The organism is Legionella sp. km535 (assembly GCF_003990085.1).
Classification (GTDB): domain Bacteria; phylum Pseudomonadota; class Gammaproteobacteria; order Legionellales; family Legionellaceae; genus Legionella; species Legionella moravica.
Genome location: NZ_RZGU01000005.1, coordinates 1 through 14,359 on the forward strand (window position 1 = coordinate 1; position 14,359 = coordinate 14,359).

Consider the following 14,359-nt stretch of genomic DNA (forward strand, 5'->3'; position numbering starts at 1 on the left):
AACTCCTAAAACTATTGTTTGTGCTGTAATGCGCAAATTAGCTCATATCATCTTTGGAGTTTTAAAAAGTAAACTGCCTTTTAATGAAAATTTATCTTGCGTTTAAAGACAGTATCTACGCTGGTTTTTTCATATGTTCGGCCACCCATACCGCCTCATTATGTACGTCTAATAATGTTTCATACAAACTATTAGGTGTCATTGCAATATGAAACTGGGAGCTATCTATCTCATAATCCTTAATATCGTGATCAGTAACTACCCAACTTCTACCATACCAGGGAATAGCATGGGCAAAATTATTCTTAGCTACTATGCAAACTGCAGCACTACTCTTTTTATCAACATATTGTAACAAAGCAAAAACAAGTTCTCTTTTTGAAGTATCAAAATCTCCATCAACTGGCGGTATCAATTCCTCACTTATCCAATTTTTACCTTTCGACCAATTTTTGCTTCTCACATCAACTGCAACTATACAAACAGCTGCAGTATGAATGCACTTTTTAAACTGTTTAATTAGCTTATATTCCCCCTGGCTTGTAGCAAATGGCACATCCATATGCCCATCTGAAACAGTAATGTATTTTATAAGTTGGTCAAAACCCACTCTCTCACAAGGCCTGGGAACACCTCCATAAAGCTCAATACAGAAAATGAATCCAATTAATAGACAATAAACCCTCACCTTTTTTCCCCAAAATACCCCGGTATTTTTTTTCCATTATTCAGGATGTAATCAATCTGATCTATATACTTTCTGCCATCTTTATGAATGTGATTCACCCAATTGGTACCATGTATTTTTATAGCATTCGAAACATGGCCTTCACCTTGGTTGTAAGCAGCAAGTGTCTTATTTATTCCATCTTGAGTTGAACCAAATTTATTTAAATATTTACTTAGCATTCCTACCCCATAGTTAATAGATTTACCCACATCAAATGGGTTAAAATTTGCATTTGGCCCTGTATAGTAATTACCTGCTGTAAGTTGCATCACTCCTAAAGCACCAGTCTTGGATACCGCATTCCATGCTCCCTTGCTTTCATGGTAAATAACTGCATTGATTAATTCAACAGACACATTGGGATATCTGTTGTGAGCATTCAATACATGTTGTTGCAAATTATCTAAATTGGTAACTTGCTGCTTTTTTAATAAAATATCCCATTTATTTCTATCAAATCCAACGAATTTTTCTATGGCATCAACTTGGCCTACTTTTTTAACTTGAATATTGGTTCCTTGAAAAGCTCTGATATTCCATATTTCCTCTGCAGATAAACTTAAAATGGGATCTATTATAGAAAGTCCGGTATTTTCAAAACTCATACTAGATTCACCGATAAACTCCTTCACCCCATTCTCTATGAAATTCCAATACCCCTTTCTCTCAAAACTAATATTATCATTTCCATTACTCTCTAATGCAGTCAATTCCGAACCAAATAAGAAACTTTGCTCAAGAGCACTTTCTCCTTGCTTAAACCCGGATGACCATTGGCTACTGATAACATCACCTACACGACCAGGATATTGGATATAATAATAGCCTTCACTGGCTATTGAAACATCGGCGTTAGACTCTTTTAATTCTCTTCCTTGCTTCGATTGTTTTGCCAAATAATCATTAATAATTTCATTCTCAGTCCTCTCTGGATGAATCATATCAAGAACAGTGTCTGTTAAGTACTGCTCATCCGGAAAGTCTTTTTTCTTGGAATCTGGTAATTCAAGTGCTCCTGCTAAACCAACCAGTGCGTCCCCCATTGCGTTGCCCAGGTTATTGGATACAACATCTACAGCGTTGAAATGAGCACCTGTTACCGCTGCTTCGGCTCCGGCATGAGTTATTGCCTTGGCTTCTGAAGAGAGGATCCCTGTGCCTTTATCGAGTGCGTTGAGTTTTTTTGTTAAATTTTTCCCGGCTGTGCTTCCTGCTAATCCTCCGGTCAGTCCGGCTGCTCCTAGTTGGGCCCAGTCAAAGTGTTGGTGTTTTTGGAGGGTTAGGTTGATGCTTTGACTTATTGTGTTTTGTTCCATCATTTGGGCGGCACTTGAGATGCTGAATGTTTTGGAAACCGATAATTTATCCATATCGCTTACCCAGTTACCGTAGGATGTGTTGTTGTTTATTCCTCGTAAAAATCCTCCTGTCGCTGCGGTGGCCAGGCCTGAGATTAGAGCTCCTTTGAAATTCATCTGCTCTTGCATTCCCATTGCCTTGGCGACACTTTGACTGGCTATACTGCCGACAAAACCTGCCGCAAAGCCGGCTGCAAGGGTGACTCCTGCGGTGGCTGTCGCCGTGCCTGACAATACTGCCGAACCAAGTGTAAATAACCCGCCTGTGCTTGCTAGTGATGTACTTGCCAATGACGCGCCTGCTAGTGAGCCTAATATTCCTGCGGTCATCACCGTAGCTACTATACCGATAATGCCCACCACGATTTTTGAAAAGAGTCCGCTGTGTCTTTTCGGTAATGGCGGTGGAGCTGCCGCTACAACAGGACTTGCAGTTGTTGCGCTGGTGTTGCCGAGAACTTGGTTGGCATTAAGCACCTTGTGTGTGCCATTCGTGTGCTGCTGACCAGTAGCAACAGGAGGAATGTTCAAGCGTTGACCTACGTGAAGTTGACCGCTGCTTCCTGCCTGAGCACTTTTATCGCTGAGGCCGTTGGCGTCAGCAAGCACATACCACAAACTGCTGTCTCCATATACTTGCAAGGCAATACGCTCCAAAGTATCGCCCGTTTGTACCGTGTAGGCTCCTAGGTTATCTTGCGGTGCCTCAGGCAAAGTGCCATCCGCATTGTCTCCTGGTGCGCGATCTAAAAAATTGCTGGTCGTGCGCGAGCCTGTATCACGTTGCCATGAGTATTGAGCAGAAGTCTCCTCTGCTGCTTTTTGCTGAGTTCCCGAAGGAGTAAAACCTCCATAAACAGTGAGGTGCTGTTTGCCTGAATTATCCAGACGTAAGTCACCTATGGTTTTTCCTGCAACAGTCAAATAACTGGTTTGTCCCTCTTTGTCCTTTCGCCCCTTAATCCCTTCAACGCCACTGTTCAGATAATAGGTGTTGTTGCTGCTTTGTTCGTCTTGTGATTCTTTTAACTGGCCATTGATATCATAGACTTTGGTGCTCTTCCCAGTGGTCATTCCACCCTGATCAACAGTGTGTATCGCTGTATCCTGACTTTGCAAATAATTATCCCAAAGCTCATAACTGTATTGATGAGTCAGAGTACTGCCCAAAGAGCTACCCTGGGCATGGGTACGTGACTTCATTTCGGTCACATTACCCACATTATCGTGCTCAAAGTTCGTTTTGGATACTTCAACACCGCTCCCATTCAAAGTACTTTGCGCTTTTAATAACCCCTTATCATAGGACATGATGTTTTTTTGCGATAAATTTCCTGCCCCATCGAAACTGTTCTCCTGAACAACCCTTCCTGCTTCATCATAAAATCTGGATTGAAGATTCACGTTATTTCTTTGAATCAACTCGAGTTGGTTGTCGTTGTTATAATCATAATGATAATTTTGCAATTCACCATGCTCATACTTCGAAGCGGTCTTTATATTGCCTGCCGCATCATAGGTTGATGTACTGCCTTGACTGCTGGTCATCATGATCTGACCATTGACTAATTGCCCCTTGTTCACCGTCATGCGGTTGTTTTCATCGAACAGATAATAATCATCACTCTCAACGACATCATATCCCGTATAATTGGCGCGGACGTGGGTATGACGAATATTCCCAACGTTGTCATACTCATAATCAATAGACAATAAGGCATGGTCTTTATCTGGAAAACGCTTATCGGTATCCTCAGGATGACGGCGTCGAACCTGCACCAGTCTTCCCAAAGCGTCATACTGATAATGATCGGTTTCTCGAATCCATCCGTCCTTAAGGGTGTCTCCACGCGAAGATTCCTTGCTGGTCATCTGCCCTTCAACATCATAGGTATACGTGACTGTTTCTTTAAGCCCTTCATCCGCGTATTGAAACAGTGCCCCATCGCCTTGATAGTGGTATTTAATGTGCTTTCCTGTAGTGGAACTCTCTTCAATTAATAACCCATTCGTATTGTAGTCATAAGACGTGGTATGCCCGCCTAAATCAGTGTGTTGCTTTAACCGGCCCTGATCGTCATAGATCCAGGACTGGCTGCGCCCATTAGCATCGGTTTCTTTGGTCTTATGGCCCGCATCATCATATTCATAATAGGTTTCCAGACTACGCGCATCTCGACGTTTTATTTGATTCCCGACTGCGTCATACCAAAAACTGCTCACCTCGTTCGCGCCATTGATTTGTTTAATCAATTCACCCACTTCGTCATATTCATACTGCTGATGCGTTTTTGGGGTGTGCACTGCAATCAAACGATTAGACTGGTCATAGGTGTAACTTGTTACCCCTCCCAGTTCATTGGTCAAGGAAGTCAATTGTTCCAGTAAATTGTATTGACGCGTACGCGTATTCCCCTTGGCATCACGCTCTAAAATCACCCGTCCCAAGGCATCATACTCTTTGCTTACTGCATGGCCGTTCGCATCAATCATAGCTATAGCCTGACCCAGTTCATCATAGGCATATAAATTAACCGGATTTAACATCCTCCCAACACCATGCTCATCAACCGCTCTCACCTCTGGTAACTCTTGTCGAATCACCTGATTAAAGGCATTGTATTCATAATGAGTGACCTGCCCTAGCGCATTGGTGTAGGTCAGCATATTGCCCCATCGATCTACTGTTTGTGATTGCGTGGCGTTTTGTAAATAAACTTCTTTGCTCTTTTCGGATGAGTTAACACTGTACTCTTTTCTTTGACCTATCAAATGTCCTGACTTATCGTATATATTGCTCTGCCTTTGTAATTGATACTCCAATTGACCCAGATCAAAACGCACTGCACGTTCAAAATACACATCCGACAAATCAACTCCATGCCGGTTCTTTTCATCGGTAAAATTATTGGTTGAAGTAACCACTTGAGTGACTTTATCAGTTAGGTCATAAACAAAAATCTGATAATAACCCTGACTGTTCGAACGCCAAACGCGCCCCAGAAGATCATAATCGTAATGAGTCTTATATTGGCCGTTATTGCCTTTAGCTATCACCTCACCAAAGGTGTTGTATTGTGCGTCTTCAGTATGCAAAGCACCTGAACTTTTAAAGGTTGCGGTTTGCAACAGACGATGTTCTGTGTCATAGGTGTATCGTTTATCTTGAATCAAAGTGCTGCCATCGGCCTGTTTTAAGGTCTGCCAACTGCGCGCCAGATTGCCATTAGCGTCATAACTGTAATTAACCTGATGGTTTGCTCCATCCGTTTCAATGATGAGTTGTCCTTGATTATCGTATTCCTGTCTCGTAACAACGTCCTGACTGGTAGCTCCCTTTAATATAAAGTGGGTCACATCGGCCTCTGTAACACCCTGTGCCCATCGATGTGTTTCTACCAAGTGCCCCAAAGCATCATAAGAATAAGTAGTTGCTCCTCGGCCCTCACGAGTCTGAGGGGCTACCTTGGCAATCAATTGCCCTAGCTCATCATAATAGCAATAGGCAGTATTGCCCTTTGCGTCAGTAGTCGATGTTAAGTGACCAAGTGCATCATAACTGTACGTTGTGGTGAGATCACCTGTAAAAGTTTCATAAGAATTAGTGCCGGCTTTTAAACGCTCATAACGCACTTGTTTTAACGTTTTAGCAGTTAGTTGGCCTAAAGCATCATAAGTGTAAGTGACTGTTCTATCTTTAGTACTGGTTTGACCTGGAGTGAAATGCTCTGTATTCCAATCATAGGCAACCAAAGCATATTCAGTCATGGTATCAACATCACCGAACACAGTATATTGATATGTAGTCAAGTATCCTTCGGGATCAATAACTGCCGTAGTATGCCCCTCTTTATCATAATAGGTATAAGTCTCAGCCCATTCGGACTCATTGATTCGGACAGCAGTTTTAATGACTTCACCAAAGGCATTGTAACTATTTTTTGTAGTGGGGCTAATTGTTTTATCATAATGGCCGGTTTTGGCATTATACATCAGCACTGGATCGCGGCTGACTTCAATGAGCTTATTGTCTAAATTATAATCATATAATTCATGCCTGTCATAACGGCTTTTACTCAATGCTTTGTTGATATTACCTATGGTGTATTCAAAGTCCTTGCTGACCACCAGTCGATTGGCATAAACTGTTTTACTAATGAGTTGACCTAGAGCGTTCTGCTCAAAATAAGTTAAACCACCTTGAGTATCGATGCTATAAACCAATAACCCCTGGTTATCGTAAACGTAGTGTTTCCAATTGCCCGCTTTATCACTGCTTGCGATGACTTCACCAAAAGCATTGTATTGGATTTCCTCAACCAAAGTCAGAGTGACTTCCTGTCTCTGGTTGGACGCTTGAGCGGCAGAGGAATTGACTTTGGCATCCGGATAAAGCGTTTTTATTTTGTGATTGGCATTATCATATTCATAAAGCACTGTTTGATTTTGACCTTCTGCGTCTCGAATAACCCCAATCAAATTACCAAAGCTGTCATAACTATTGCGAGTTAATATAGAACGCCATTCCTGACCACGTGCCGTAGAAACTTTGATACTGGGTGATCGGGTTTCTACAAGCTGATTGGCTTCATCATACTGATAAGTCCATACGGCCTGATTAGCCTCAGCTTTAGATAATACATTACCTTCGGCGTCATAAGTGTAACGAGTGGCCGCATGTTCCGCATTGACTTGAGTGAGAAGCCTTCCAACAGCATCGTATTCATATGCAGTCACTCGGGCTCGTTGGTCCTGAGCCATCATATTTTTGATAGCCTCTTCATTGTATTGAGCCAGATGAACGGGTATTGAATGAGTTAATTCGGCAATTACATTACCGACTCCATCGTAGCGTCGTTCAACTACCTTGCCTGCACTGCTGATCCGATAGACTTCACGACCCGCGGCATCATACACAAAATGATTGGTTCGGTCATTGACACTGGTGTTTAAATTCAATGTATCGTTGGAAAACGTGGCCCGTTCAGCATGAACAGTACTGGAAATAACATGGCCCAGATTATCGTATTGATACGATTTGGCGATGCCTTCTGCGCTGAGCTCAACGGAAAGACGCCCAGCCTTATCGTAGGTATAACGGATGGTTTGATCGCGTAGTGGGTTGGGCTTTAATTTTTCAATAATATGATCCAAAGTGTAGCTAACATTATCACCCAGACTTAATTGCTCAGAGTACCTGGTTGTACTGATTAATTGTCCATTCTTATCATAACGGGATTCGGTAACGTATCCGTCACTAGTGCAGGTAAAACGGAGTTGATTTAATCCGTCGTACACGTAATGAGTTTCTCTCCCCCCATCCTTTGATGGTTGAGGTCTGTTCCCTTTTTTGAGATCGTCAAGAGAAACAGCGCGGGCATACTGGCGCGTATGGATCAGATTACCATTGCCGTCATAATTATAAGTAGTCAGATAGCCCAAGCCATCATAAGCCGCAAGCAGCTGGCCCGTTGTATTAAATACGCGAAACTGATTATGATCGTGCTGCTCGTCTTTTTTTAAAACAGATTTTAAACTGGCTTCATCATAATGTAGCAATTGAGGTATGGGTTTGGCATAAGTCACTGTTTGTTTTTCATTGCCATTTACATCGTAAATATGTTCAGTAACTACGCCTCGAGCATCGATTTTATAACGGCAACGATTCAATGCATCATAAAGATAATGAGTGCTGTGGTGGTTGGCATCAGTTTGACTTACCAGATTGTCATTAGCATCGTACTGGTAGGTCGTAGTCAGTTTCAAACCGTCGGGATCGTTTATAGTTGCTGTTCGTCGCCCCAAATTATCCCATTCATAGGCGATAGATTTGTTCACTCCATGTGAATTAATTTCTGTTTGCCTGAGTAACAATCCACGATCATCATAAGAAAACTCGGTAACTAAATTCAATCCGTCAGGATCCACACAAGTTCGTATCAAATTGCCTTGATCGTCATACACAAATCGCTTAACGCATCCATTAGCATCCGTGATTTGCAACTGTCTGCCCAGGGCATCATATTGATAAAGGGTCGTTATTTTTAAATGATTGGGGTCTATCGTTTTAGATAAGAGATGGCCTGCTGCATCGTAACCATACTCAATAATTTGCCCTCCCGCATCGTGCTGCCAAATAAGATGCCCTGCTTCATCATAATGATATTCTTTAAAAGCCCCTTCAGGAGAATCCACCCGAGCAAGTTGCCCTTGTTCATCGTAATGAAACTCCGTGGTAAAACCATTAGCATCTTTTATTGAAACCTTATCTCCAAAGGAATTAAACTGTGTTATTACAAGCGTGTTTTCCTTAGGATTAGATAAAGTAATAGTCTTTTTTTTATCGTCGTAACTAAAAATCTTGATTGTGTTTGTATGGGTATAATCTGTTTCTGTTAACACCCGACCAAACGCATCATAACTTATTTTTTTAAATTGATTCGTTGCATCGAAGATTCTTATTTGCTCACCACGTTTATTAAGAACATAATTGATTTGATTCAGTTTGCCATCAATATTCCGGGTCACCCAACCATAGGCATCATAACTAAGCTCTGTACTCCTTGATAATCCGCCAGCATCGTCGATACGCCGGGTTAACAAGCCGCGTTTATCGTATTCGAATACTGTATCCGTTGATCTATTGGAGTTAATGCGTTGACTGGTGAAATCAACTTCTCCAAAAGCATTATAACGGGTAGTGACAAGCCCTCGCTTACCGCTGTATTGCGCGATGACCTGACCAATCGTATTGTATTCATAGCGAGTCAATTCATCATAACGATCATCTTTCAACAATTGAACATGCTGACTCAATTCATCGCAGCTCAATCCCATTGGATTAATTTTTAAAAAAGTACTGTACGCTCTGGTGAACGCTACCTGACCAAAAGAGTTATAGCCGGTTTCCATCACGCCACCGTCCGCGTTCACGGTATACTTCAGTTCCCGCGCTTCATCGTAAAAATAACGAGTTGTCTGTTTCAGGGCATTGGTTTTACTCAGCAATAAACCGGAATTATCGTACTCAAAATAACTGCTGTGATTTTGCCAAATTAACTCGATTTGCTCTTGAGAGGGAGATCCTTTCTCCAACAAAGCACACCCAACTTCATTCAGGCTTTGAATGACTCGCCCCAAAGCATCGTAGCGATAGCGTTGTTGCCTTGCCAAATGAATTTGTTCATCCGTTAAGGTTTTTACCACTAACTGGTTCATTTCATCATAGACAAAAGTAGTTATTAAACCGTTATGACTTCTTTCCTGAATAAGTAAACCCAAATCATTGTATTGATATGTGGTACGGTGATCATTATTGTGTGCTTGCGGCCGGATTTGCTCAACCGTCGTTGTTTCATTAATTAAAATTCTTTGATCAATAGCCTTCTCGTAAGCACACTGTTCTACTAATAACCCACTGGAGTCATAGCGATATTCCGAGAGATAACCTTCACCATCAATATCTGCCACCTTAAGGCCTCGCGCATCATAAAGGCTATAAGTATGGATGTCCTTTTGTGAAGTAGTAGGTTTATCTTGTAACCACGCCCCATCCAAACGATTGGAAATGGAATTAGAATAACGAATGGTTTCAATCAAATGCCCCAGACGATCGTAATGATACTCAGTAGCATATCCCTCACCATCAAGCTTGGCCTCCAACTGCCCCAAAGCATCATAGTAATAATACACGCTCCGATCGGCGCCATCTAAAACCAAATGAATGCTGTCCCAAGTCAGTAAGTGATCGAGATTAAACGTACTAAGCCTTTTTGCGTAAGCAGTTGTAGCAATCACTTGCCCCATAGCATTGTATTCGTATCCAATGACCGCGCCCAGAGAGTCAATGCGATATGCGATTTGATTGTGCTGGTTATAGACAATCTGAGAAATCCGATCATTGCTGCTGTTTCGAGGTTTTATCGATTCAAAGGCCGGGAGCTGTTCCAACCACCCAGAAGTTGAAACTCGCTGTTCGTATTGGCGGGTTTTAATAATGAAACCTTCATCATTATAAAAAGTTTCGGTCACTTGACCACTGGAACTCACTTGCGCCTGTACCCGCCCCTGGTGATCATAAAAGGTATAGGTAGTCAGACCATCCACACCCGTTTCAGCAATCAAACGACCGGCTGCATCGTATTTATAAGTCGTACTGCCATAAGCATGGCCGCTGTCCAGGCGCATGACGGAAAGCAATAAACCACTTCTGTCATACAGACGAACGGTTTGCAAGCCGTTGGCATCGGTTTGAATTACTCGCTGATGTGCATCATCGTATTCAAAACGTTGACTGTGGTTTTGATTATCTATGGTTTGGATGAGACGCCCCAAATCATCATAGAGGTATTGAGTTATGCACCATTCTCCATTAACAGGAGTGCTTTTTTCAACCAACCGCCCTGCGGCATCATAACGGCAACGAGTACTGAGTGCGCCGGCATTTATCCCATAGCCTTGTGAATCCACCTGAGCATAGTGCAGTTCTTCAACAAGTTGACCACGCCAATCGTAACGATAATCAATCAAACTGACGTCCTTGGGATTTTGCCTGGCCACCCAGGATTCTAATTCCTGCATTCCAAGAAGCTCATCCTGTCCCATGGAGCCTACATCATAACCAGCACGTAAATAACAACGAGTACTGATTAACTGTCCTTCTTCATCATAACGCCGTTCGGTAACCGTACCGTCAGCGGCAATTGTAAATCGTAAATGACCTCGTTCATCATAAATGTATCGGGTTGTTTGTGGTTTTATTGGATGATTATTCCCATCAAAACGTTGGTATTTGGTTTCAGAAATTACATGATGCGCTGAATCATAAACGCGTTGCGTCACCTGGCCTGATGGTTCTTCAACCCAAATGCAATCGCCCTCGTCATTATAGCGAAAATTCCAGACCTGATTGCCCTGAACAATAGAACTTAATAAAGCTCCGTCATAGTTATAACGGATCCGATAGTGCTCTGGACCATCAATACCGGTTAATTTATTGTGTTCATCATAATAATAAGTCCAGGACTCTCCCAAGCCGTTGGTTACTGTTGTTTTTCCTGCTTGATAATCGTAAAGAGTAACACGGCCTTCACCATCAACCAGTTTTTTTACTCTGCCTTGAGCATCGTACTCGATATGAAGAGCTGTGCCATCTGATTGTTTGATGTCACTAATTCTGTTGGAATCGCCAGCATAATTGTAAGTAATCCAGAAGGTCTTTCCCTGACCTAAATCACGACTTACCTTATGTAAACGTTGCTGTTCATCGTATTCATAATGCAGATCATGCACCGTAACTCCATCACTAATGGTTTTCACTTCACGTAATAAACCATTTTGAAATGACCAACTTATGGTTTGCTTGCCGCTCCTGTCGGTTATGCTGATCAATTGCCCTTGATCATAGGAAAATGAAACACTATGACCATCCAAATCGCTAATGTCACTGAGTTGGCCTTCCTGACTGTAATGATAGCCTGTCTTTTGAGCACCCTCACGATACATCCAGCCATTTTGACTGTAAGTAAGACGAGCCGTTCCGCCCTCTTCGGGTATATAGCATTGTTTTCTGACATCAAAAATAAAACGACTTCTGTGGCCGTCTTCAGCAACACGAGTTACAGTTGAACCCAAGGCATTTGACTCACCGGAGATCTCCAATCTGGATTGCATATTGAAGCGCCAATTGGATCCGGATTCCCCCAGGGAATTATAGGTTTGAAATAAATCCAGACCAAACCCGATATCCGCTAAAAATCCATCGGATTGGCGCAAAACCAAATTTCCATTTGCTGCGTTGACGTAAACGGACTCGCCGCTTTGTCCCAATGCCGCAACCCCTTTGGGTCCATAACTGCCCAGCCCTAAAGAGGAGCCTTGCAAACCCAATCCTTCTCCTGTGAATATTTGTGTCATAATACATCCTGATGCTTGGTCAATTTTTTCTATACAGACCCTAAATTAATTCATAATAGTTAAACTCAATATATATTCATTGGATAAACCACCCGGAATATTTTTTATCATTATTTTTATTTCTAAATCCTCATTAACAATCTCTGGAGGAACCATATCAGCAATTAATTGGTTTTGTTCCAAACGTAACCAGTCTGGAGGATTAAAGCCTTCAGCAAATTGAATCTCATAAGGAGCATCGTGATACTCAGGATAAACGTCATTATTTTCTACAAAATCATATAAATAAGGCTGCCCTGGATAAAGGATGGGTAATATAGGTTTATCTGATTTGAACCGTGGCATCTGTTTTTTATCAACACTAATGTTTAATGGAATAGTTACCGGATCAGAATTACCTCCAATTAGAGTATTAGCTCTTAAGGTAAGTAAGTATTTTTGCCCTGTAGCCTGATCAGGAACAGTTCCTTCCAATACAGTTGGATTAAGAGGTGAGATATGCAGCCAGCTTGCAGCAGGCTCTACCTTCTCCAAAATTAATTTAATCTTCGGATCATGGGAAGGATCATTAATATAGCCTGACAATTCTTCATAAATATTGGCTCCTGCCAATTTCTCCAGCTTAAACGAGTTAATTGTCGGCTTTTTGGTTGGGTCATAAGCGACAGGAATTTTTATCGTCAAAGGACGAAGACAATCACCGCCTGTATTCGAGGAAGCAATCAGAGTAACCTCTACTTCTTGTCCCGCAGCAGTCGGGGGTACTTTACCCTCCAAACGAGTCACATCATTCCTTGAAATGTCTAGCCAGTCAGGATGGCTGGAGTCCTCGTCGATTCGAAACGAAATCTGATTGGTCTGCATGAATCCTGCATGTTGCTCAACTAAATCCATGAGATTTAGGCTGTATTTTTGGTCAGGTAAAGCACTGGCTATTGAATAGTTCTGCTTAAAAACAGGCTTGTCTTTTTCATTAACTCGCACCTGCACTCTAAAATCAACTTGAGCAGCGGTGCCATAAGTATTCTGGGCCCCTACTTTAAACAGGTACGTCCCGGTGCGCTTTGGTGTTCCAACAATAGAAAAGCTGGCTTGATCAAAACGTAATCCATCTTGTTCTGCAGGAGTCACTATACCATACGGTGGGAAACCGGCCCTTAAGTTTTCGTCATAGAATTTTACTGCTGTTTTAAGGTTATAAACAAAAGGCGTATTGGCAGTGGCTTCTTGAATTGGGATCGCCGACATCGTTATGCCATGAGGAATTACCCTAACTGAAAAAGATGGTGTATAAAAAACGTGTTCAAGAATAGGGCAATATCTGCAAACATCGTATGTTATTGGCCCAGATACTGTTCCAACGGAATTCTTTGAAATAACAATATTAAAGTAACAGGTATAAGGAAAACCAAAAGCTACAGCACTCATCAACTCAGGGCAGTATCCAGTGACATATTCAATTCTTGCCCCTTCAGGCAAATCCCATTTCCCATATGTCATTGGAATCCTAACTGTTGCATACCAATCCATTTGCACTGGAATACGCACTGTATCATCAAGAAAAACGGTCGAAGGAGGACTCGCCGTAAAAGTCATTCTAACTTGCTGTGGTAGAGCATAAGACACTGAGGAAGAAATATAAAAAATAACAAATAATAATAACGCTCTTTTCATAGCATAATCCTTTACAAACATAATTCATCATTCTGATAATTCAGAAATTCATAATTCAAAACTCAAGAGTAAACTAAGTCTCAAAAGCAAAATTAGAATAAATTATGTAAAATAAAAGGAAAGCAACGAGCACAACCTGGTGTTTGATAATAAAAGGGACGAAGTATTCCGTTAATTTAGTTGGTTGGATTTTAATTTCTTTCTTCATGATACAACTCCATAGTTTCCATTAGGCATTTCCGAGCCGTCGCCATATTAATCAATAGAAACTATTCGAGTCAAATAGAATTTTACATATCACTTAAAATTCACCTCAATCAGTGGCTCATACCCACAGCTGTCCCATTAAAAATGTGACGTCTTTCCGAGCGTAGCGAGGAATCTCCTGCAAGGTTACAAGCTCCCATTAAAATGCGGCCATTAAAATCATATCAGTCGAAATGATATAAAAATCCAGGTACATCTTCTGATGACATCAATAAATTCCTTGTAAAAAAAAGAGTTTAAAAGGTAATGATAATTAATGCATTAATTCAGATTGTGCCAATTTGCAGGAGATTCCTCGCTACGCTCGGAAAGACGTCACATTTTTAATGGGACCGCCGTGGGCACATACCCCCAAAACCTTGATTTTTAATGTTTTGATATTTTGTCAGATTAAATATCAGATTAAATAATAGTT

3 protein-coding genes are annotated in these 14,359 nt (G+C 41.6%); all 3 read right to left on the reverse strand.

Annotated features, from left to right (window positions below; translation table 11 throughout):
* Positions 1-115: 115 nt before the first annotated feature.
* Positions 116-610 carry a hypothetical protein gene (locus ELY21_RS04135; protein ID WP_127107164.1) on the reverse strand — a complete coding sequence of 165 codons (495 nt, stop codon included), beginning with the start codon at positions 608-610 and terminating at the stop codon, positions 116-118.
* 74 nt (positions 611-684) lie between these two features.
* Positions 685-12,003 (reverse strand): transglycosylase SLT domain-containing protein, encoded by an 11,319-nt coding sequence (locus tag ELY21_RS04140; RefSeq protein ID WP_127107166.1) that lies wholly within the window; start codon positions 12,001-12,003, stop codon positions 685-687.
* A 45-nt stretch (positions 12,004-12,048) separates the two neighbouring features.
* Entirely contained in the window at positions 12,049-13,677 is a 1,629-nt protein-coding gene (locus ELY21_RS04145; RefSeq protein ID WP_127107168.1) for a putative Ig domain-containing protein, read from the reverse strand.
* Between the last annotated feature and the right edge of the window lie 682 nt (positions 13,678-14,359).